21 protein-coding genes are annotated in these 20784 nt (G+C 56.2%); 12 read left to right on the top strand and 9 right to left on the bottom strand.

Annotation, left to right across the window (positions count from 1 at the left end; translation table 11 throughout):
- Positions 1 to 9: 9 nt before the first annotated feature.
- A complete protein-coding gene (gene ehuD, locus CHR62_RS04435; protein ID WP_123660132.1) occupies positions 10 to 702 on the top strand; it encodes an ectoine/hydroxyectoine ABC transporter permease subunit EhuD in 693 nt (230 codons plus the stop codon).
- Positions 699 to 1463, top strand: a complete 765-nt coding sequence (gene ehuA, locus CHR62_RS04430; RefSeq protein WP_123660131.1) for an ectoine/hydroxyectoine ABC transporter ATP-binding protein EhuA — start codon at positions 699 to 701, stop codon at positions 1461 to 1463. The genes ehuD and ehuA overlap by 4 nt, the downstream gene beginning before the upstream one ends.
- Positions 1464 to 1525: 62 nt before the next feature.
- Here ehuA and thpD read toward each other — a convergent pair whose 3' ends face one another.
- From thpD to CHR62_RS04395, 7 genes are all read right to left on the bottom strand, one after another.
- Positions 1526 to 2446 (bottom strand): ectoine hydroxylase, encoded by a 921-nt coding sequence (gene thpD / locus CHR62_RS04425; RefSeq protein ID WP_123660130.1) that lies wholly within the window; start codon positions 2444 to 2446, stop codon positions 1526 to 1528.
- Between the two features lie 19 nt (positions 2447 to 2465).
- Positions 2466 to 2864: an ectoine synthase gene (locus CHR62_RS04420; RefSeq protein WP_093971338.1), complete on the bottom strand. Its 399-nt coding sequence runs from the start codon at positions 2862 to 2864 to the stop codon at positions 2466 to 2468.
- Positions 2861 to 4168: a diaminobutyrate--2-oxoglutarate transaminase gene (ectB, locus tag CHR62_RS04415; RefSeq protein ID WP_093971368.1), complete on the bottom strand. Its 1308-nt coding sequence runs from the start codon at positions 4166 to 4168 to the stop codon at positions 2861 to 2863. Before ectB ends, CHR62_RS04420 begins: the two co-directional genes overlap by 4 nt.
- Before the next feature lie 136 nt (positions 4169 to 4304).
- A complete protein-coding gene (gene ectA, locus CHR62_RS04410) occupies positions 4305 to 4856 on the bottom strand; it encodes a diaminobutyrate acetyltransferase (protein WP_123660129.1) in 552 nt (183 codons plus the stop codon).
- Positions 4853 to 5398, bottom strand: a complete 546-nt coding sequence (locus CHR62_RS04405; RefSeq protein WP_093971369.1) for a MarR family winged helix-turn-helix transcriptional regulator — start codon at positions 5396 to 5398, stop codon at positions 4853 to 4855. The genes ectA and CHR62_RS04405 overlap by 4 nt, the downstream gene beginning before the upstream one ends.
- Positions 5399 to 5611: 213 nt before the next feature.
- Entirely contained in the window at positions 5612 to 7069 is a 1458-nt protein-coding gene (gene tldD, locus CHR62_RS04400; protein ID WP_123660128.1) for a metalloprotease TldD, read from the bottom strand.
- 25 nt (positions 7070 to 7094) lie between these two features.
- Positions 7095 to 7910, bottom strand: a complete 816-nt coding sequence (locus CHR62_RS04395) for a carbon-nitrogen hydrolase family protein (protein ID WP_123660127.1) — start codon at positions 7908 to 7910, stop codon at positions 7095 to 7097.
- Between the two features lie 238 nt (positions 7911 to 8148).
- On the opposite strand from CHR62_RS04395, the gene CHR62_RS04390 reads away from it, so the two are divergent.
- The gene (locus CHR62_RS04390) at positions 8149 to 8499 is read left to right on the top strand and encodes an H-NS family nucleoid-associated regulatory protein (RefSeq protein WP_123660126.1); all 351 of its coding nucleotides are present in this window, start codon (positions 8149 to 8151) and stop codon (positions 8497 to 8499) included.
- Positions 8500 to 8534: 35 nt separating this feature from the next.
- Here the strand turns inward: CHR62_RS04390 and CHR62_RS04385 are convergent, their stop codons facing one another.
- Positions 8535 to 9170: a DUF4136 domain-containing protein gene (locus tag CHR62_RS04385; RefSeq protein ID WP_093971343.1), complete on the bottom strand. Its 636-nt coding sequence runs from the start codon at positions 9168 to 9170 to the stop codon at positions 8535 to 8537.
- 116 nt (positions 9171 to 9286) lie between these two features.
- Here CHR62_RS04385 and pepN point away from each other — a divergent pair, with 116 nt between their 5' ends.
- Both pepN and CHR62_RS04375 read left to right on the top strand, forming a co-directional pair.
- Positions 9287 to 11989, top strand: a complete 2703-nt coding sequence (pepN, locus tag CHR62_RS04380; RefSeq protein WP_123660125.1) for an aminopeptidase N — start codon at positions 9287 to 9289, stop codon at positions 11987 to 11989.
- A 58-nt stretch (positions 11990 to 12047) separates the two neighbouring features.
- A complete protein-coding gene (locus CHR62_RS04375; protein WP_093971345.1) occupies positions 12048 to 13058 on the top strand; it encodes a class 1 fructose-bisphosphatase in 1011 nt (336 codons plus the stop codon).
- On the opposite strand, the gene CHR62_RS04370 is transcribed toward CHR62_RS04375, so the two are convergent.
- The gene (locus tag CHR62_RS04370; RefSeq protein WP_123660124.1) at positions 13055 to 14545 is read right to left on the bottom strand and encodes a helicase HerA-like C-terminal domain-containing protein; all 1491 of its coding nucleotides are present in this window, start codon (positions 14543 to 14545) and stop codon (positions 13055 to 13057) included. The genes CHR62_RS04375 and CHR62_RS04370 overlap by 4 nt on opposite strands.
- Positions 14546 to 14618: 73 nt before the next feature.
- Between CHR62_RS04370 and CHR62_RS04365 the strand changes: the two genes are divergently transcribed.
- The 7 genes from CHR62_RS04365 to CHR62_RS04335 all read left to right on the top strand — a co-directional run bounded on the left by CHR62_RS04365 (position 14619) and on the right by CHR62_RS04335 (position 20783).
- Positions 14619 to 15350, top strand: coding sequence for a YebC/PmpR family DNA-binding transcriptional regulator (locus tag CHR62_RS04365; protein ID WP_093971347.1), 732 nt, complete (start codon positions 14619 to 14621; stop codon positions 15348 to 15350).
- Between the two features lie 20 nt (positions 15351 to 15370).
- Positions 15371 to 16660 (top strand): phosphoribosylamine--glycine ligase, encoded by a 1290-nt coding sequence (gene purD, locus CHR62_RS04360; RefSeq protein ID WP_093971348.1) that lies wholly within the window; start codon positions 15371 to 15373, stop codon positions 16658 to 16660.
- Positions 16661 to 16720: 60 nt separating this feature from the next.
- Positions 16721 to 17629, top strand: coding sequence for an oxygen-dependent coproporphyrinogen oxidase (gene hemF, locus CHR62_RS04355; protein ID WP_093971349.1), 909 nt, complete (start codon positions 16721 to 16723; stop codon positions 17627 to 17629).
- On the top strand, positions 17620 to 18216 hold the full coding sequence (gene nadD, locus CHR62_RS04350; RefSeq protein WP_093971350.1) for a nicotinate (nicotinamide) nucleotide adenylyltransferase: 597 nt from the start codon (positions 17620 to 17622) through the stop codon (positions 18214 to 18216). Before hemF ends, nadD begins: the two co-directional genes overlap by 10 nt.
- Before the next feature lie 36 nt (positions 18217 to 18252).
- Positions 18253 to 18663 carry a ribosome silencing factor gene (rsfS, locus tag CHR62_RS04345; protein ID WP_093971351.1) on the top strand — a complete coding sequence of 137 codons (411 nt, stop codon included), beginning with the start codon at positions 18253 to 18255 and terminating at the stop codon, positions 18661 to 18663.
- 123 nt (positions 18664 to 18786) lie between these two features.
- A complete protein-coding gene (locus tag CHR62_RS04340) occupies positions 18787 to 20457 on the top strand; it encodes an FAD-dependent oxidoreductase (protein ID WP_123660123.1) in 1671 nt (556 codons plus the stop codon).
- Positions 20454 to 20783, top strand: a complete 330-nt coding sequence (locus CHR62_RS04335; protein WP_123660122.1) for a 4Fe-4S binding protein — start codon at positions 20454 to 20456, stop codon at positions 20781 to 20783. The genes CHR62_RS04340 and CHR62_RS04335 overlap by 4 nt, the downstream gene beginning before the upstream one ends.
- Position 20784 lies beyond the last annotated feature (1 nt).

Raw genomic sequence — 20784 nt, 5'->3', positions numbered from 1 at the left:
GGACACCCCATGCTGTTTGGCCTTGAATGGAACACCGACTCAAACTGGCTCTTCGCCGCATCGATTTTGCCCATTTTGTTGCGAGGTCTTTGGGTGACCCTGCAAGCAACAGTTATCGGGTTTGGACTGGCCGCTTTATTTGGCCTGCTGCTCGCCGGCTTAAAAAGCGCGCCCTGGCGCCTTGTGTCGTGGCCCGCCCGACTCATCAGCGAGTTTCTGCGCGACACCCCGCTGCTGATCCAGCTGTTCTTTTTGTACTACGTATTACCCGACTACGGCATTGTGCTCCCTGCGTTCATGACAGGCGCCCTGGCACTAGGCCTGCAATACAGCGCCTATACATCCGAAGTGTATCGGGCGGGCATTGAAGCCGTACCTCGCGGCCAGCACAAAGCTGCCAAGGCACTTGATTTTTCCCGCCTTCACACCTTTCGCGTCGTCGTCTTGCCGCAAGCCATTCCCAGAATCATTCCGGCGCTGGGCAACTACCTGGTGTCCATCATGAAAGACGTCCCGCTGCTATCGGTGGTGTCGGTGTTGGAGATGCTCAATGTGGCAAAGATTATCGGCGACCGCACGTTCAACTATTTGATACCGCTGTCCATGGTGGGTGGGCTTTACCTCCTCATGACACTCGTCGCTGCCGCCGGCATTCGCGTCCTGGACCAACGCCTGCCCCAACAAGGGATACCGTTACGATGAACAACCCCATCATTCAATTTGAAAACGTCGTCAAACAGTTCGGCGAAACTCGCGTCCTGAATGGCCTGAACCTGACAATCGAGGCTGGCGAAAAAGTAACGATCATCGGCCCTTCGGGCTCGGGCAAGTCCACCGTCTTGCGCATTCTCATGACACTCGAACCCATTGATTCGGGCGTTGTTTACGTAGCCGGCCAGCCGCTCTGGCACGAACAAAAAGCCGGTGCGCTGGTACCCGCATCAGCCAGACACCTGCACGACATGCGCAAACATATGGGTATGGTGTTTCAACAGTTCAATCTATTTCCGCATATGACGGTGCGCCGTAACCTGACTGAAGCCCCAGTCCATGTGCTGGGGTTGTCCAGGCACGAAGCCAACGAACGTGCCGAACACTACCTGGCGCTGGTTGGGCTGACAGATCATGCCGACAAATTCCCTCGCCAACTTTCAGGCGGCCAACAGCAGCGCGTGGCGATCGCCCGCGCACTCGCCATGAAGCCGCGCATCATGCTTTTCGACGAGCCCACCTCGGCGCTAGACCCAGAGCTGGTCGGCGAGGTACTGCAGGTTATTCAACGATTAGCCAGCGAAGACGATCTGACATTGCTGCTGGTGACCCACGAAATGCAATTTGCCCGCGAGATCTCTGATCGGGTTGTGTTCTTCGACAAAGGCGAAATTGTCGAAGAGGGCGACCCCGAAACCTTGTTTACTACGCCCTCTGAAGCACGGACTCGAGCCTTCCTGAAGCTGGCGTAAAAAAAGCGTTGCGAAAGCACACGCTTTCACAACGCCAAACAAACCATCAACGCCTTCGCCGGTCAGATAGCGGCTACCTTGGCTTCGAGTGGCTCGAGAGGAACAAATTTTTTGCGGGTAGCAATATATTCGGGGCGCGGATTAAGGCCATTTTTGGGCGCCTCGAGCGTGTTTTCGATGCTGTTGTACACCATGAACACATTGGCACGCGGCCACGGGGATATGTTGCTGGCCGACCCGTGCATGGTGTTGCAATCAAAAAAGATGACTGAACCCGCTTGCGCAGTCGCGGCCTCAATACCGCCCTGCTCAACCAACAACTGCAGACTGATGGGATCGGGCACACCGAACTCTTGCTTTTTTAATGACTGCTTGTAATGGTTCTTGGGGGTTTCGCCCTGGCAGGCAATAAACTGCTGGTGCGAACCAGGCACAAGCATCAAGGGGCCATTGCACTCATTATTGTCGGTCAGCAACACCGAACAGCTTAAGGCCCGCATGCGCGGCATGCCGTCTTCCACATGCCAGGTTTCGAAGTCAGAGTGCCAATAGAACTCTTTACCTTTGAAACCGGGCTTAAGGTTTGCCCGCGACTGGTGAATATAAACCTCAGACCCCAGCACCTGACGCGCCACATGGATAAGACGCGGATCGCGCGCCAGCCTGGACGCCATGTCGCTCAGCTCGTGCATCCGGAAGATCGAGCGTACAGCGTCACTGCCGGGCTCGGTAATGGCTTCGTCCAACTTCACGATGTCGGGGTCTTCGCTCATACGCTTGACCTCGGCCAGCATAGCCTGCACTTCGTCCGGGCCGAATACGTCGTGCAACACGATGAATCCGTCCCGGGCATAGGCTTCAAGCTGCGCGTCGGACAATGCCTGGGCGTAGGTGCCCCGCGCATAAACGACAGGGTCCTGGCGCGCAATAATGGCTGACGTATTGGCATCACGCGAAGAATATATATCTTGTAGTGTTGTCATACAGTCCTCCTGGAATAAATCAAACCGCGTCGGCGACCTCGGCAGGGTACACGCCGTCGGCGTCGTGCACTTCTTTGCCGGTAATGGGCGGGTTGAACACACAAATCACGCGCAAGGGTTCTTTGCCGCCACGCAACCAGTGTTCGTCGTGCTGGTCTAGCGCGTAGACAACGCCCGGGCCAAGCGCATACTTTTTGCCGTCAGCGATGGTTTCGATTTCGCCGTCGCCCTCAACGCACCACACCGCCTCCAGGTGGTTCTTGTAGTGGATGTGTGTTTCGGTGCCGGGAAAGATAATCGTTTCGTGAAACGAAAACCCCATCCCGTCTTTCTTGAGCAAGACACGGCGGCTGAGCCAGTTCTCGGTGACCACTTCCTGGTCAGTCCCAATTACATCTTTAACGTTCTTGACGATCATCGACGTTTACCTCCAAATTTCAAAACTTTTGCACTGACACCGCGGGCCTCAAATACTTCAGCCACGCTACGCTCGATAATTTCGAGCCCCTTCTTAAGCTGCTCTTCTTCGATAGTGAGCGCGGGCAACAACTTAAGAACCTCGTCATTGGCGCCCGATGTTTCAATCACCAGGCCATGCTCGAACGCCTTGGCAGAAATGGCATTGGCAAGGTCGTCATCGGCGGGGGTAACCAACCCTTGAATCAAGCCGCGGCCACGAACGCTTAGACCTGCTGAGGGATAGCTTTGAACAATGCTTTCCAGACGGTCACGTACTATTTCAGCCTTTCGGCCAACCTCTTTTTCAAAGCGGTTATCAGCCCAATAGCTATCGAGAGCTTGAGCTGCGGTAACAAACGCAAGGTTGTTGCCGCGGAAAGTGCCGCTGTGAGAACCAGGCTTCCAGACGTCAAGCTCGGGCTTCATCAGCACAAGCGACATCGGCAGACCAAAACCGGACAAAGACTTGGACAAAGTGATGATGTCAGGGCTGATGCCGACCGAATCAAAACTGAAGAAACTGCCCGTACGGCCACAACCGACCTGAATATCATCGACGATGAGCAACATGTCGTATTTGCGGCAAAGCTTTTCGAGGTCGCGCAACCAGCGTTGGGTTGCCACATTGACACCACCCTCGCCTTGAACAGTTTCAACGATGACGGCTGCAGGTAAATCCAAACCACTGCTGGGGTCTTCAAGCATGCGCTCGAAGTAATCAATGGTATTGAAGTCGGGGCCCATATAACCGTCGAAAGGCACAAACGTGGTGTTAGCCAACGACACGCCGGCAGCATCACGGAACTTCTGGTTGGCAGTAACCGCCAACGAACCACCACTCACGCCGTGAAAGCCGTGCGTAAAGGCCACCACGTTTTGACGACCCTTGACCAGACGCGCCAACTTGAGCGCAGCCTCAACGGCATTGGTGCCTGTTGGGCCGGTAAACTGCATTTTGTAATCCCAACCACGCGGCTTAAGTAGCACACGCTCGAAGGTTTCCATAAAGTATTTTTTGGCGTCGGTCGCCATATCAAGGCCATGGACCACACCGTCGTCTGCAACGTACTCGATCAGCTTTTCTTTCAGTACGGGGTTATTGTGGCCATAGTTCAAGGTGCCTGCACCAGCGAAAAAGTCGAGATACTCGCGACCTTCCTGATCGAACAGTGCAGACCCCTTTGCTTTGCTAAAGATAACGGGGAAGGACCGGATGTAGCCTCGAACTTCAGACTCCATCCGGTCAAAAATATTTAAATCCATCATTGTGGTTTCCTCTCGATTTTGAAGGGGCATCGCCCAGAAAAATTGAACGACCGGTGACCGGCTTTCTTATTAATGAAGTGAAACACTGCCTGGCGACCATGGCGGCCTGGCTGGCCGGGGCGCAGTCCCTGCCCTAACCCGACAAGGCCAAAGGCCCCAAACGAAGCAGTCTTTCTTCTTCGTGGGTGTGTTCGCCAAAATGGTGTGTTTCGAATAGCGCAGATTCGTTAATTTGGGTTTTAAGACGCCGGGCCAGCGAGCCAAACATGCCACGCGAAGCTGCATTGTCGGGACCAACAGTGGTTTCGATAAACCGAACCCCGGACAATGAAGGGCGGTCGAGCAAAGACCGGAGCATGGCGCCCCCGAGGCCCAACCCGCGGGCACTTTCGTGTACTGCCACCTGCCAGACAAACAAGACGTCGGGCGAGGCGGGCGGCACGTAAGCCGACAAAAACCCTTGAAGTTCACCCCCTGGCGCCTGCGCGACAACGCAGGTATCGGGGTGATGATGCGCCAGCAGCAAATACACATAAAGCGAATTGACGTCGAGCGGCGGGCAGGCCTGAATCAGGCCATGGATAGCCTTGGCGTCGTCAAGTTGCGGGCGACGCAAAGCGGGCATGACTTTTGTGTCAGCGACCTCGACACCTATTGATGAGTCATCCGTCATGACAGGCCTCATTCGACCGCCAGACCGGACTCGGGCAGCGCACCCGTATCGGGCACCTCAAGGATGGGCGAGGCCAACTCTGCCGCGGACTCAGGAGGCGCCACACCACCGGACTCCATCAGATCGACGATGCGTTCGAGCGACAGGGTAATCGTGGCTTGCTCGAGTTCGGGCAATTCGTTAAGGGCATCGGCCAGCTTTTTCTGCAACGGCGAGGGCGTGCCCTTGGCCAGCGCAATACCGGCCTCGGTGGCCGAAACAAAGACAATACGACGATCTTCGCGGCCGCGCTCGCGCCTTACCAAGCCTTTGTCTTCAAGGCGGTCGAGAATGCCGACGACAGTACTTGCACTGACGTGTACCTCGCGACTGATGGCTGTCGCTGTTAAAGGGCCGTTTTCGACCACAGCGCGCAAACAAATAAGCTGCGGCGCCGTGATGTTGCTGACGGCCGAAAGCTGGCGCGAATGCAGCGCCACCGCACGAGTGATGCGGCGCAGTGCACGTAAGATGCGCAGGTCGTAAGCCTGGATGGTTTCTGGCGTATTCGTCATTGCGCGAAACATTCCAATAAAATTAATTCGTATAGAAACTATAAGGGCATTAAAGATTTCTGTCAAGGGTAAAAGGTGTTGCCTCAAGGCAAAACAAAGGGCGGCGCCCAAAACCATTTGGACACCGCCCCGATTATTTAACGCCAGACCTGAATGATTCGGGCCGGATGCAAACGCCTTACCTGCTTAACAGACGCACCGCTGGTTTAACCCCTACGCCGTACCTCCAACCGTAAGGCCATCGATACGAATTGTGGGCATGCCGACGCCAACCGGCACGCTTTGGCCTTCTTTGCCGCAGGTACCTACACCAGAATCAAGTTGCATATCGTCGCCCACCAGACCCACCCGATTCATGGCATCGGGGCCATTACCAATAAGCGTCGCCCCCTTGACCGGGCGGGTGACCCGGCCGTTTTCGATGAGGTAGGCTTCGGATGCCGAGAACACGAACTTGCCGCTGGTGATGTCGACCTGCCCACCGCCGAAATTAACGGCGTAGAGACCTTTTTTTACCGAGGCGATAATTTCTTGCGCCGGGGTTTTGCCCCCCAACATGTAGGTGTTCGTCATGCGCGGCATGGGCAAGTGCGCGAATGACTCGCGGCGCCCGTTACCCGTCACGGCTGTCTTCATAAGACGCGCATTCATGGTGTCTTGCATATAGCCTTTTAAAATACCGTCTTCGATCAGCACATTACGCTGCGTCGGGTTACCCTCGTCGTCGATATTCAGTGAACCGCGCCGATCGGCCAGCGTGCCGTCGTCGACCACGGTAACGCCCTTTGCGGCCACACGCTCTCCGACTCGGCCCGAAAAAATACTGGAGCCTTTGCGGTTGAAATCGCCCTCAAGCCCGTGACCAACGGCTTCATGCAGCAAAATGCCTGGCCAGCCGGAGCCCAGCACAACCGTCATTTCGCCCGCAGGCGCCGCCACCGCCTCGAGGTTCGTCAGCGCTTCGTGCACTGCTCGTTGTGCATAGCTGCGCAAAATATCGTCAGTGAAATATTCGAGCCCGGCACGACCGCCGCCGCCCGCATGCCCCATTTCGCGACGCCCGTTACGCTCGGCGATAACCGTAAGGGACAACCGCACAAGCGGACGTACATCGGCGGCCAGACGACCATCGCTGCCTGCCACCATGATGACGTCGTACTCGGCGCCCAACCCGGCCATAACCTGGATGATGGCCGGATCGACGGCACGGGCCATGGCTTCGACACGCTCGAGCAAGGCGACTTTTTCAGGGGCCGATAACGTAGTAACCGGGTCGACAAAGGGATAAAGGGTATGGTCGAAATCTTTGGGGCCGGCCACAATTTTTTGCTTGCCTGAACCCTTGGCACCTATAGAGCGCACCGCCCGCGCCGAAGACAGCAGCGCGTCGGCAGAAAGCGTATCTGAATACGCGAAAGCCGTTTTCTCGCCGCTGATGGCCCGTACGCCGACACCTTGACCAATAGAATAGCTACCGGTCTTTACGATCCCTTCCTCCAGGCTCCAACCCTCGCTTCGCGTGTACTGAAAATACAAATCGGCGTAGTCGACCTTACGGGTAAAGATTTCACCCAGCGCCCGCGCCATATCGGCTTCACTCAGCCCCCACGGGTCGAGCAAGAGCGACTTTGCCGTCGCCAGGGCGGTAATACCGGGTTCAGAGATTTTCATAAATGGAGAACTACCTTAATAAGATTCAGAGTACACGGTGCTGCAAGGCCGGCAAGGCGCTGCGGACGTCGGCCATGCGTTGCATGTCGAGTATGCCAGCAGCGATGCCAGGCCCTTCGGCCACACAATCGATCACATCGCCCCACGGGTCGACCAGCATAGAATGGCCCCAGGTACGGCGACCGTTCTGGTGCTTGCCCCCTTGGGCTGCGGCCAGCACATAGCACTGGTTTTCGATGGCACGCGCCTTAAGCAAGGTTTCCCAGTGCGCGGAGCCGGTGGTATAGGTAAACGCTGCTGGCACCACAATGAGAGACACATTGCCAAACGCCCGATATAACTCGGGAAAGCGTAAATCGTAGCAGATCGACAGGCCGACTTTGCCTGCCGGCGTTTCGAAACTTTGCGGCGGATTTTTGCCCGGACGAATAGACACCGACTCATCATAAGCCTCGTCCCCCTTGCGAAAACCAAACAAATGGATTTTGTCGTAGCGCGCCACGACTTCGCCTGCGGGGTTGAACACCAGCGTTGTGTTGTAGATGCGGTCGGTATCGGGGCTTTCAAGAGGCAATGTACCACCCACCAGCCACACGCCGTGGCGTTGCGCCTGTTCAGCCAGGAAGTCTTGAATAGGCCCACTACCCAGCTTTTCGCGGATAGATACCTTATCGGTATCGTTGTGCCCCATCAGGCAAAAATATTCAGGCAAGGCCAATAAATTTGCGCCATCGCCGGCCGCCCTTTCTATGAGCTGTCTGGCTTGCAATAAATTATCGTCAACCGAGACTGACGAAACAGTTTGCAAAGCTGCCACACGAAAATCTTTACCACCAGACATAATCAAGCACCTTTAATACTTGCTCACACATTGCAAATATAAAAATAAGACCATGGAATTTTAGAAAACAATAAACTGCAAGATTATGATTTAAAACATCTTAATCTTTAATTTTTTTAACAAAAAATATGCTTCCAAAAACCATATGCCAAAAAAAATTTGAAATTGAAATGTTTTTATTTAAAATCTAGGGGTAAAACCAAAGTAAACATTTCAAATAACACCATATAGGTCAAACATGACACGCGATTCTTACGCTGCACTACAGACAAAGATCGAAAAAGAAATCGTCAGACTGCAAAAACAGGCTGAAGCACTGAAAGCAAAACAACGCGCCCCCATTATCAAGGCCATTGTGCGCGACATGCGAGACTATCAAATTACGCCCGACGACATTGCGGCGGCATTTAACAGCAAGTCGCGTAAACCAGCAAAGCCAGTCGATACCAAACCTAAAAAAACAGTGCCACCAAAATTCAAAAACCCGGAAACCGGCGACACCTGGACAGGGCGCGGAAAACCACCTAGGTGGATTACCGACGCCGAAACAGCTGGCACGCCTCGCGACCATTTTTTAATTCAACCCTAAGCCAACACATGGCCTAGGCCGTCAGCGGCGCCAACCTACCGCGATATCTCGTATGAAATATCGCGGGTACTGCCATTATTAGCCGGAAACCCGTCAAATATGGCACGCACCAGATACGGCATGACCTGATTCAGATTATCTTCAGACGACATACTGACTGCAGTCGACCGATATACCTCGGCACCGTCACGGGTTTTGTCTTTAATGACCAACGTCAATGTGTTTTTATAAACAGTCACCGGTACATTGACAACCGGCGGCGAATAAAACACACCACCCCCAAACCCAAAGTTCCCGCCGTAATAACCACCCCACGGGTACATTGGCGGCCCGAAATAAGGGTCGGCATACTGCTGCACCCAGGTCTGACTGACCGGATTCTGATACGTGAACGAGATCTCAAAGCGGGCAACCTGACTACCCGTCGCTTCTATTAACCCAGTACGACCAGCCGACGCCCTGACCATATCGGCATAAGCCTGGTATTCAAGATTGTTTTGCTGGCCCGGCTGAGACTGCAACCGATAATACTGACCTTGTACATCGGCCGGCCACTGAGCATATGTGGTGACACGCGCAGACAAAGTGGACGCGCAACCGCCCAACAACAGCACGCCTGCAAACACGGCCAGAAAGCGGGCCCAGAAGGCCCGAAATAACGTAAAACGCATGATGACACCTGCCCTGCAAGTTGTATAACGACCCAAACATTACAATACACTTTTAGCTGCGTCTGCAGCGTAAACACTGCGTTACATTGTGCGGTTCACCCAACAGGTTTACAACTATGCGTACTGACACAGCACCCACCATTCTGCGGCAAGACTACTTGCCCTACCCTTTCCGCATTCCGACGGTCGACCTGGCCTTCGACCTTGCTCCCGACTTGACGCAAGTACATAGCCGCCTGACCGTAGAGCGCATTCACCCCGAAGCTGCGCCACTTGTCTTGAACGGCGAGGCGCTAAGCTTGATATCGATCCGTATTGACGGCCGCCTCCTGTCGCCCGAAGACTATCAACTGGACGACCATCAGCTCACGCTGCATCCAGACAAGCCCGCATTTACCCTGGAAATTATCAGTACGTGCCGCCCCGCCGAAAACACGTCATTAATGGGCTTGTACCAGTCAGGGCACAGCCTGTTCACCCAGTGCGAGGCCGAAGGTTTCCGACGAATCACTTGGTTTGCAGACCGACCCGACGTGATGTCACGCTACACCGTCACCCTGCGGGCCGACAAAACACAGTTTCCTCACTTGCTTTCCAACGGCAATTTACTGCAAGAACAACCGCTATCCGACGGGCGTCACGAGGCGACCTGGGAAGACCCACACCCCAAACCAAGCTACCTGTTTGCCCTGGTGGCCGGTGACTTCGACTGCCGCGAAAAAACCATCACCACCCGTAGCGGCCGTCAGGCACTACTTCAGGTCTACTGCGACAAGGGCGACTACCCCCGAACCGCATGGGCGCTCGACTGCCTCGAACGTTCGGTACTCTGGGACGAAAGCCGCTTCAACCTTGAACTTGACCTGGACCGTTTCATGATCGTCGCTGCACGCGACTTCAACATGGGAGCCATGGAAAACAAAGGGCTAAATATTTTCAATTCGGCTTATGTCCTGGCCGACGCCCAAACGGCCACCGACGCCAGCTTCGAAGCCATAGAAAGCGTCATTGGACACGAGTACTTTCATAACTGGACAGGCAACCGGATCACCTGCCGTGACTGGTTCCAACTCTCGTTAAAAGAAGGGCTGACGGTATTTCGCGACCAAGAGTTCTCGGCAGACATGATGGCGCGCGGGTTACCCGACAACGCAGCCCTGAGTGCCAGAACCGTCAAACGTATCGACGACGTCACGGCCTTGCGTACCGCGCAGTTCCCTGAAGACGCCGGCCCGATGGCGCACCCGGTTCGCCCCGACAGCTACCAAGAAATCGGCAATTTTTATACTGCCACCGTCTACGAAAAAGGCGCTGAAGTCATCCGGATGCAGCACACACTGTTGGGCGAGTCCGGCTTTCAGGCGGGGATGGCCGAGTACTTCCGTCGCCATGACGGGCAAGCAGTCACCTGCGACGATTTTGTCAATGCCATGGATAGCGTCTACCGTCAGTTAGCGCCCGGCAAAGACCTGACGACGTTTCGACGCTGGTACGCACAAGCAGGAACCCCTCGCGTAAGCGTCGACCTCAAACACGATGCCCAGGCCGCACAATGCGTGCTGACCCTGAGCCAACGATGCGACCCCGTCGGCGTCGAAAAATTACAAAACCCCGCAGTGGCAAAACCACCGCTGCATATCCCATTTGCATTAGGCCTGCTGGGTGCCGACGGCAGCCCCGTTTTGCTCGAAACCGACGGTCTGAAGGGCGAAACGCTCGTTCTTGACCTCACCCAAACCACACAAACCTGGGTATTCAAGAATATCGCTCAACGGCCGGTTCCGTCGCTACTGCGCAACTTCTCGGCACCCGTCATCGTTGAATACAACTACACCGATGAAGAGCTGGCCTTGCTGGCCAGAAAAGACCCCGAGCCGTTCTCGCGCTGGGAAGCCGGGCAAAGCCTAGCCACCCGCTGCTTGCTTGCCATGGCCAGCAAGCAAGGTCAAAGCAACACGACAAAAGCCGCCACCGACCTGCTGGCCGCTACCTGGGCCGACATCGCAAACGATGCATCGCTCAGCCCGGCTTACAAAGCACGCGTCTTTTCGCTGCCCTCAGAACGCGTTCTGCTAGAAAAAATGTCGCCTATCGACCCGCCCGCGCTAGCGCAGGCCCGACGGGCGCTACGCCAATACTTGGGCGAGACGCTGCAGGACACCTGGCAAACGCTGTACGACAACATGTGTGCTGCTTTGGATGGGCAAGACTACCGTCCCGACGCCGCATCGGCGGGCGCCCGGGCACTGAAAAACAGTGCCTTGACCTACTTGGTCGCGGCGACGGTAACGGGCGCGCTAGCGCGTGCCGAGCGCCAATATTACGACGCCGACAACATGACCGACCGCATGGGGGGGCTGACGCCATTGGTCAATCACGCCCCCGACGACGTCAAGGCCCGCGTACTGGCCCACTTCTACGATCAATGGCAAGCCAATCCGCTCGTCATAGATCGCTGGTTTGCGCTGCAAGCAACCGCCTCAAGCACGACAGTTGCCGATATCCAGGCCCTGATGGCCCACCCGGCGTTTACATTACGCAACCCGAATCGCGCCCGGTCGCTTGTATTCCAGTTTTGCCTGAACAACATTCAGGGCGTTTACTGCGAAGCGGGCTATGCTTTCTGGGCTGAACAGGTCATTGCACTGGACCAGATCAACCCTGAAATCGCCGCAAGGCTGGCGCGTGCCTTCGATCACTGGGCACGACTTGTTCCCAAAGAGCGCCAAGCCATCAAGCTTCAGCTCGAAAAGATAATGCAAAGGCCCTCGCTGTCGCGCAACGTTTACGAAATTATCTCGAAGGCGCTAACCCTTTAACTCGCCGCACAACCCTGGCATTGCATAACAAACACTCTCAATCACACAGGAGCACGCTGTGAAACGCAAAACCCTGACCCAGTACCTGGTCGAACAACAACGCCTTAAAGGCGCCGTATCCGCAGAGGTTCGCCTCTTGATCGAAACGGTTGCCCGCGCTTGCAAAGCCATTAGCCATGCTGTTGGTAAAGGCGCATTGGGTGGTGTCCTTGGCAGCCTTGAAAGCGAAAACGTCCAAGGCGAAGTCCAAAAGAAACTCGATGTCATGTCGAACGAAATTCTGCTCGAAGCCAACGAATGGGGCGGCCATTTGGCCGCCATGGCCTCGGAAGAGATGGAGACCATCCACCGAATTCCGCACCGTTACCCCAAAGGCGAATACCTCCTGTTGTTCGATCCCCTCGACGGTTCGTCAAACATCGACGTCAACGTATCTATCGGGACAATTTTCTCGGTGCTGCAGGCGCCCGCCGATGCGGCCGGCCGCGACATTGAAGAAAAAGACTTTCTGCAGCCAGGCAGCCGCCAGGTCGCTGCCGGTTACGCCGTATATGGCCCGCAAAGCATGCTGGTGCTTACGGTGGGTACCGGCGTTGTAGGCTTCACGCTCGACCGTGAAATGGGGTCGTGGGTGCTGACATCAGAAAGCATGCGCATCCCGGAAGACACCGCCGAATTCGCAATCAATATGTCGAACATGCGCCACTGGGAACCGCCGGTCAAGCGTTACATCGACGACTGCCTTGCCGGTAAAACGGGCCCCTTGGGCAAAGACTACAACATGCGCTGGATCGCCTCGATGGTGGCCGATGTTCACCGCATCATGACGCGCGGCGGCATTTTTATGTACCCGCGAGACGCACGTGCATCAGGCAAAAAAGGCAAGCTTCGCCTGATGTACGAAGCCAACCCCATGAGCTTTCTGGTCGAACAAGCCGGTGGCGCTGCAATTGACGGTGACCAGCGCATTCTTGACGCCATCCCCGACGGGCTGCACCAGCGCATCGGTGTCATTTTGGGCTCTAAAAACGAAGTCGAGCGCGTGCAGCGTTATCACCTGGAAGACTAACGACGTCCGGTCAGCGAGCCCAGCACGCCGCGCAGTAACTGCGTGGCGGCTCGCCTGACCATGCTTTTGGCCACCGACTGCACCACGCCATCTCGACGGCCACCACGCGGGCCGGTGCTGCCAAACAAAAAGTCGCTGACCGCACCGACAACACCGCTGTCTTGCCCGCCAGCGCCATTTTTTTCAGCGACAGCATCGGCGACGCCCTGATTAGTGCGTTCAAGCAGTACTTCGTAGGCCGACTCACGATCGACGGCCTTGTCATACTTGCCCCCTAGCAATGATGCCGCCTGAATGGCTGCGCGCTCGGCGTCAGTGGCCGGACCAATGCGACTTCCGGGCGCGACCATCCAGACGCGTTCAGTCACGGTGGGGCGGCCTTTCTCGTCGAGCACCGACACCAGCGCCTCGCCCACCCCCAACTCGGTAATGGCCGCCTCAATATCGAGCGCAGGGTTCGTCCGCATGGTTTGTGCCGCCGACCGAACCGCCTTCTGGTCGCGCGGCGTAAATGCGCGCAAAGCATGTTGCACTCGATTGCCCAGCTGTCCCAATATGGTTTCTGGAATATCCAGCGGGTTCTGCGTCACAAAATAGACCCCCACGGCCTTTGAGCGCACCAAGCGTGCAACCTGTTCGATTTTCTCGACAAGCGCACGGGGCGCGTCGGAAAACAACAAATGGGCCTCATCAAAGAAAAACACAAATTTGGGTTTCTCAAGGTCGCCGACTTCGGGCAAGGTTTCGTAAAGCTCGGCCAGCATCCATAGCAAGAACACGCCGTACAGTCGCGGCGATTGCATCAGGCGATCGGCCGCCAGAATATTGACAACGCCTTGGCCCTTTTCGTTGACGCGGATCAGATCGTGTATATCGAGCATAGGCTCGCCAAAGAACCGCTCGGCGCCCTGAGACTCGAGTCGCAACAGGCTGCGCTGAATTGCGCCGACAGAAGCTGCAGACACATTACCGTAGCGGGTACGGATTTCGGCCGCTCGGTCGGCGACGTTCTGCAGCATAGCGCGCAAGTCTTTCAAGTCGAGCAGTAACTGCCCTTCGTCATCAGCCACCTTGAACACCAGATTCAGGATGCCTTCTTGGGTATCGTTAAGTTCGAGCATGCGGGCCAGCAAAAGCGGACCCATATCAGATACCGTGGCGCGAACCGGATGCCCTTTTTCACCGAAGACATCCCAAAACGTAACCGGGCAACCACCCCACACCGGTTCAGGCAAACCCAAGCGGCTCAAGCGCTCTTGAAGTTTGGGGTTAGATTGTGCCGCCTGCGAAATACCACTGAGATCGCCTTTGACATCGGCCAGGAATACCGGCACCCCAGCTTGCGAAAAAGCCTGCGCCATGACCTGCAACGTAACGGTTTTACCGGTACCGGTAGCCCCCGTAATGCAGCCGTGACGGTTGGCCAATGCGGGTAGCAACCGCACCTCGGTTTCGGCATTTTTGCCCAGAACTATAGGATCAGCCATGAGGGTTACCTTGAGAGTTGTTTGAACGCGTTAAAATCATAATCTTTATTCAGACGAACCACAGATCACGCATATGGCCGGACACAGTAAATGGGCAAATATTCAGCACCGTAAAGGGCGTCAAGACGCCAAACGGGGCAAAATCTGGACAAAAATCATCCGCGAGATCACCGTTGCGGCGCGCGCCGGCGGCCCCGACCCCGACGCCAATCCGCGTTTGCGTTTGGCCTGGGACAAAGCCACAGCGGCCAACATGCCCAAAGACAATATCGTGCGGGCCATTACCCGAGGCACAGGCGGCGGAGACGACTCCAACTACGAGGAAATCCGCTACGAAGGCTACGGGGTTGGCGGCGCGGCTGTCATCATCGACTGCATGACCGACAACCGCATGCGTACTGTCGCCGAAGTGCGTCACGCCTTATCGAAAAATGGCGGCAATTTGGGCGTCGAAGGCTCTGTGGCTTTCCAGTTCAAGCACTGCGGGCAATTTTTATTCGCCCCCGGCACCTCCGAAGAAAAAGTCATGGAGGCCGCGCTTGAAGCGGGCGCCGAGGACATCGAAACCGATGACGACGGCATGATCGAAGTCACCTGCGAACCTGCCGTCTACGCGGCCGTCAAAACGGCCTTCACCGATGCCGGCCTGTCCCCAGAACTCGAAGAAATCGTCATGAAGCCCCTGAACGAGACCGAACTGACAGGGGATGACGCCGAGAAAATGCAAAAAATGATCGACATGCTCGAGGGTCTGGACGATGTTCAACAGGTCTACACCACAGCCGTCTTCAACGAAACTGATTAACTTCCGGTCAAATTAAAACTATGAAACTTCTAGTCATTGGCGGTGGTGGCCGCGAACACGCCATCGCCTGGCGCTTGGCACAGTCCGAACGCGTAGAAAAGGTATTTGTCGCGCCGGGTAATGGCGGCACGGCTACCACCGAGCTGCTCGAAAACATTGCCCTGACCGACCACAGCGCCCTGGTGGACTTTGCCAAACGCGAAGCCATTGCCTATACAGTGGTCGGGCCCGAAGCACCGCTGGCGGCGGGTATTGTCGACGCGTTCCGCGCTGCCGGTCTGAAAATTTTCGGGCCGACGCGCCAAGCAGCACAACTCGAAAGCTCAAAAGATTACGCCAAAGCCTTCATGATGCGTCATCACATCCCGACGGCTGCCTATCAAACATTTACTGATCCGGCCAAAGCCAAAGCCTACATCGAAGCGCAAGGTGCGCCCATCGTTGTCAAGGCCGACGGCCTGGCTGCCGGCAAAGGCGTTGTTGTTGCCGAAACCGTGCAAGAAGCGCTGGATGCCATAGACAACATGTTGGGTGGCGGCACCCTGGGCGAGGCCGGTGCACGCGTCGTCATTGAAGAGTGCCTGGTGGGCGAAGAAGCCAGCTTTATGGTGATGTGCGACGACCAGCAAGTGTTGGCCATGGCTACCAGCCAAGATCACAAGCGCTTGCTCGATAACGATCAGGGCCCCAACACCGGCGGCATGGGTGCGTATTCTCCTGCGCCTATCGTCACGCCGGCGTTGCATAACCGGATCATGCGTGAAGTCATTCAGCCTACCCTGCAGGGCATGGCTAAAGACGGCATTCCCTACACCGGCTTTTTATATGCCGGCCTCATGATCGGCGACGGGCCTGATGCGACACGTCCCATCAAGGTGCTCGAATACAACTGCCGCATGGGCGACCCCGAAACCCAGCCCATCATGATGCGCATCAAAAGCGATCTGGCCACCGTGTTCGAACATGCCGTCAATGGCAGCCTTGAAGAAGCCGTCATCGAGTGGGACCGCCGCACCGCGTTGGGCGTTGTTGTCGCTGCGCACAACTACCCTGCGACACCGCGCACGGGCGACGTCATCAGCAACCTGCCGCAAAATACCGATACCTGTCGCGTATTCCATGCCGGCACCGCGCTCGACAACGGCACGCTTAAAACCACCGGTGGGCGCGTGCTGTGCGTCACCGCGCTGGGCGAATCGGTAAAACGCGCCCAAGAGGCCGCTTATCAGGCCGTACACCACGTGCAATTCGACGGGCGGCAATACCGTTCCGACATCGGTTGGCGCGCCCTGCCCCGCGAAGCCGAATAACCGGCTGCAGCCCGCTGCATTCAATGCGGCGGGCAAACCTTATCATCAAGGTCAATTTTTATGGTCGTTCCTGTTTCTACCGCCTACGATTACTTCATCGACTTGCAATCGCGTATTGTCGCCGCCCTCGAGGCGGCAGATGGTACGCCGTTTCAATCCGACAGCTGGACCCGTGAGGAAGGCGGCGGCGGTTTGTCACGACTCCTGGAAGGCGGCCCCTTGCTCGAGCGTGCGGGCGTCTTGTTCAGCCACGTTCAAGGTAAAACACTCCCTCCCTCGGCTAGCGCACACCGGCCCGAACTAGCCGGGCGTGCCTGGGAAGCCATGGGCGTTTCTATGGTTTTGCATCCCCGCAACCCGTATATTCCGACCACTCACATGAATGTGCGGATGTTTGTGGCGCGGGCCCCTGAAAACAGTCAAGGCGATGACGTCTTCTGGTTTGGCGGCGGGCTCGATCTGACGCCCTACTACCCTTTCGAAGAAGACGCCCGGCATTTTCACCAGGTGTGTGCCGACGCCCTCAAACCTTTCGGTGACGACAAATACCCTGCCTACAAAACGTGGTGCGACCAGTATTTTTATTTAAAGCATCGCAATGAAACCCGCGGGGTGGGCGGCATTTTCTTCGACGACCTGAACGAAGCCGGTTTCGACCAGAGCTTTGCACTGGTGCAATCGGTAGGCAACTGCTTTCTTGATGCCTACATGCCAATTGTCGAAAAACGCAGACACCTGGAATACGGCGAGCGCGAACGTGATTTTCAGGCCTACCGTCGAGGCCGATATGTAGAATTCAACCTGGTATTCGACCGCGGCACCTTGTTTGGTTTACAGTCGGGGGGTAGAACTGAATCCATTTTGTTGTCGATGCCGCCGTTGGCAACCTGGCGCTACAACTGGGCGCCCGAGCCCGGAACACCCGAGGCAGCATTGGCGCCCTACCTTAAACCACGCGAATGGCTCTAAAAAAAATTGGACTTCTCGGTGGCAGCTTCGACCCGGTGCACAGGGCGCACATTGCCCTGGCCGCGACCGCCCGCGACAGCCTTCTGCTAGATGAAGTCCAGTTAATCCCTGCGGCAGACCCTTGGCAACGGGCACCACTTAAAGCGACGGCCCGTCAACGTTGCGACATGCTCGAGCTGGCCATACGAGCGCAGCCCAAACTTGTCGTCAACCCCATAGAAATCGAGCGCGGAGGGAAAACCTATACCATCGACACGCTCGAAAGCCTGCCTCGCGATGCCCAGTATTTTTGGGTGCTGGGCACCGACCAACTGGCCAATTTTTGCTCTTGGCACCGGTGGGAAGATATCCTGATCTATGTACACCTGGTGGTGGCAAATCGACCAGGCACGGCCCTCGAGGCGCCCGCTCCGTTGCAGTACCTCCTCGACGCCCTGAAGAAGCCGATTATCGAACTGACCTTCGAGCCCATGTCTGTTTCAGCAACAGCCATCCGCAACGCCATAGTTTCTGAAACGGCTATTGATGCATTTGTAGACCCCGCCGTTGAACAATATATAAAACAACACCGCCTCTATCAATCGTGACGATACCGCTATCGTCAACCCTCATATCTACTGCACATGAATCTACAAAAATTACAACGCCTCGTCATCGATGCCCTGGAAGACGTCAAGGCACAAGACATCAAAGTCTTCAACACCACCGACATCACCAGCATGTTTGACCGCGTCATCATCGCCAGCGGCACATCTAACCGGCAAACCCGCGCACTTGCAAACAGCGTCGCTGACGCTGCACGTGCGCAAAAAATTCCTATCGTTGCTTTCGAAGGCCAAGAGACCGGCGAATGGGTGCTGCTCGACCTGGGCGATATCGTTATCCACTGCATGCAGCCCGAGATCCGGCGCTATTACAACCTCGAAGAAGTGTGGGGCGGCAAACCGGTCAAAGTCAAACTGTTGGCGCAATCGATGGGGCATTCTGACTACCCCACCGATAATGACCAATCATTTGATGAAGACGAAGAATAATTAGAGCGCGCACATAAGCATATTGGCCCGCTCCTTATAACGTTAAAGATAATTCTTCGTTCTCGATCTGGAGTCTCCTTCCTAGAATGATCAGGCAATCAAGCATGATTATCAGGAGGCTCCATGAACGCACCTCACGCCAGAAAGCTGACGCCTTTTACCGGTGGCGTACAGCGCACTTATGACACCAACGTACTGATCATTGGCGGGGGCCCCGCAGGTACCTGGGCCGCTATCAGCGCCGCAACAAAAGGTTGCAGTGTCATCCTCGTCGACAAAGGATTCTGCGGCACATCCGGCGCCACAGCACCATCAGGTACGGGTGTGTGGTATGTAAAGCCCGACACAACGCTGCGTGAACAGGCCAAAGCCAGCCGATACGAAATGGGCGGCAAACTGGCCGAGTATGAGTGGATGGACCGAGTTCTTGAACAGACTTGGCTGAACATTCACCAGTTGGCCGATTGGGGCTATCCCTTTCCCGTCGACGAACTCGGAGAGTCTCAACGGACATCGCTTCAAGGCCCCGAATACATGCGCCTGATGCGTAAACAGGCCAAGGCCCACGGGGTCCGGATTCTCGACCATCATCCCGCACTCGAGCTGCTGATACACGCGGATGGTTCAGTTGGCGGCGCAACTGGGATCAACCGTATGAACGGTGATACCTGGAGCATCCGTTCCCAATCGGTTGTCATCGCAACCGGAGGGTGCGCATTTCTGAGCCGGGCGCTGGGCTGCAATGTCCTAACCGGTGATGGGCTATTGATGGCGGCCGAAGCCGGCGCCGAGTTGTCGGGCATGGAGTTTTCGAACGCTTACGGGCTGGGACCTGCATTCTCATCCGTCACCAAGTCCCTGTTCTATAACTGGGCTAACTTCTACAACGAAGATGGCACCCTAATTGAAGGTGCGGGCTCAGCGCGCGGGCGCGGCAAGATCGCCCAAACGCTTCAAACTCAGCCGGTCTTCGCTCGCCTGGACCGGGCAGATGCGCAGATTCGCACCTGGATGCGTACGGCCCAACCGAATTTCTTTGTCTCCTTTGATCGGCGCGGAATCAATCCATTCACAGATTTTTTCCCTGTCTCGCTGCGCCTGGAGGGCACAGTTCGCGGCACCGGCGGCCTGAACATTCTGTCAAAGGAGTGTGCCACTAACGTCGCAGGGCTCTACGCGGCCGGTGACGCTGCAACGCGTGAGTTGATCTGCGGAGGCTTTACCGGAGGTGGTAGCCATAATGCGGCGTGGGCGTTGTCATCCGGCTTCTGGGCTGGCGCGGGAGCGGCCGACTTCAGCAAGCAGTCACCTCAAACCGGCAAAGAATCGTTATGGCGCGCCGGTCACGCTGGCCTGCCACACAATAATCACCACGTCTGGTCAGCACAAGACGTCATCAAACGGACGCAGGACGAAGTGTTCCCTTATGCGCGGAACTGGGCGCGTGAAGGTGGCGAACTGAGCGAATCACTCACACGACTGGATGCACTCTGGGCGCAGATTTCAAATGGAAGCCCGCAGGGCAGCGCATCCCACCTGGTTAAAGCCCGCGAGGCCGCAGCCATGTTGGCCACGGCGCGATGGATGTATCAAAGCGCACTGTCACGCCAGGAAACCCGAGGCATGCACCGACGCAGGGACTACGTCCGACTTGACCCGCTGCAACGTCATCGGGTTATTTGCGGCGGGCTACATCAGCTTTGGGTCGACCGAAAAGAGGTTATCGATCGTCATGTCGACCCGGCCGCAACGCCAGCCCACATCCAACCCCCTGTTGAACTGGAGACAACATGATTGAAATCGTCAGCGCAGAACGTTGCACCGCTTGCAATATTTGCGTTCAGGTCTGCCCCACCAACGTCTTTGAGATTGTTAAGGGAGAAGCCCCGCGTATCGCGCGACAAAACGACTGCCAAACATGCTTCATGTGCGAACTGTATTGCCCTGAAGACGCCTTGTACGTCGCACCTGTCGCCGATGAGCCCGTCCATGTCAACGCGCAGGACGAAAAGCTCAAGTCGCTAATGGGCAGCTACAAAAAGTCCATTGGCTGGAGCAAAGGGCAAACATCCACGGCGGCACGCGACCACAGCTTTGAATTACTACTACGAGCACATTGAC

It is taken from the genome of Pusillimonas sp. NJUB218 (assembly GCF_003788685.1).
Taxonomy (GTDB): domain Bacteria; phylum Pseudomonadota; class Gammaproteobacteria; order Burkholderiales; family Burkholderiaceae_B; genus Neopusillimonas.
Note: the sequence above shows the minus strand (reverse complement) of the source record. Positions and strands in the feature narration are given on the sequence as shown.

Excerpts from the sequence above, each read along its gene's own strand:
- ehuD (WP_123660132.1), top strand. The coding sequence starts at position 10 with ATGCTGTTTGGCCTTGAATGGAACACCGACTCAAACTGGCTCTTCGCC.
- ehuA (WP_123660131.1), top strand. The coding sequence starts at position 699 with ATGAACAACCCCATCATTCAATTTGAAAACGTCGTCAAACAGTTCGGC.
- thpD (WP_123660130.1), bottom strand. The coding sequence starts at position 2,446 with ATGACAACACTACAAGATATATATTCTTCGCGTGATGCCAATACGTCA.
- CHR62_RS04420 (WP_093971338.1), bottom strand. The coding sequence starts at position 2,864 with ATGATCGTCAAGAACGTTAAAGATGTAATTGGGACTGACCAGGAAGTG.
- ectB (WP_093971368.1), bottom strand. The coding sequence starts at position 4,168 with ATGGATTTAAATATTTTTGACCGGATGGAGTCTGAAGTTCGAGGCTAC.
- ectA (WP_123660129.1), bottom strand. The coding sequence starts at position 4,856 with ATGAGGCCTGTCATGACGGATGACTCATCAATAGGTGTCGAGGTCGCT.
- CHR62_RS04405 (WP_093971369.1), bottom strand. The coding sequence starts at position 5,398 with ATGACGAATACGCCAGAAACCATCCAGGCTTACGACCTGCGCATCTTA.
- tldD (WP_123660128.1), bottom strand. The coding sequence starts at position 7,069 with ATGAAAATCTCTGAACCCGGTATTACCGCCCTGGCGACGGCAAAGTCG.
- CHR62_RS04395 (WP_123660127.1), bottom strand. The coding sequence starts at position 7,910 with ATGTCTGGTGGTAAAGATTTTCGTGTGGCAGCTTTGCAAACTGTTTCG.
- CHR62_RS04390 (WP_123660126.1), top strand. The coding sequence starts at position 8,149 with ATGACACGCGATTCTTACGCTGCACTACAGACAAAGATCGAAAAAGAA.
- CHR62_RS04385 (WP_093971343.1), bottom strand. The coding sequence starts at position 9,170 with ATGCGTTTTACGTTATTTCGGGCCTTCTGGGCCCGCTTTCTGGCCGTG.
- pepN (WP_123660125.1), top strand. The coding sequence starts at position 9,287 with ATGCGTACTGACACAGCACCCACCATTCTGCGGCAAGACTACTTGCCC.
- CHR62_RS04370 (WP_123660124.1), bottom strand. The coding sequence starts at position 14,545 with ATGGCTGATCCTATAGTTCTGGGCAAAAATGCCGAAACCGAGGTGCGG.
- CHR62_RS04365 (WP_093971347.1), top strand. The coding sequence starts at position 14,619 with ATGGCCGGACACAGTAAATGGGCAAATATTCAGCACCGTAAAGGGCGT.
- purD (WP_093971348.1), top strand. The coding sequence starts at position 15,371 with ATGAAACTTCTAGTCATTGGCGGTGGTGGCCGCGAACACGCCATCGCC.
- hemF (WP_093971349.1), top strand. The coding sequence starts at position 16,721 with ATGGTCGTTCCTGTTTCTACCGCCTACGATTACTTCATCGACTTGCAA.
- nadD (WP_093971350.1), top strand. The coding sequence starts at position 17,620 with ATGGCTCTAAAAAAAATTGGACTTCTCGGTGGCAGCTTCGACCCGGTG.
- rsfS (WP_093971351.1), top strand. The coding sequence starts at position 18,253 with ATGAATCTACAAAAATTACAACGCCTCGTCATCGATGCCCTGGAAGAC.
- CHR62_RS04340 (WP_123660123.1), top strand. The coding sequence starts at position 18,787 with ATGAACGCACCTCACGCCAGAAAGCTGACGCCTTTTACCGGTGGCGTA.
- CHR62_RS04335 (WP_123660122.1), top strand. The coding sequence starts at position 20,454 with ATGATTGAAATCGTCAGCGCAGAACGTTGCACCGCTTGCAATATTTGC.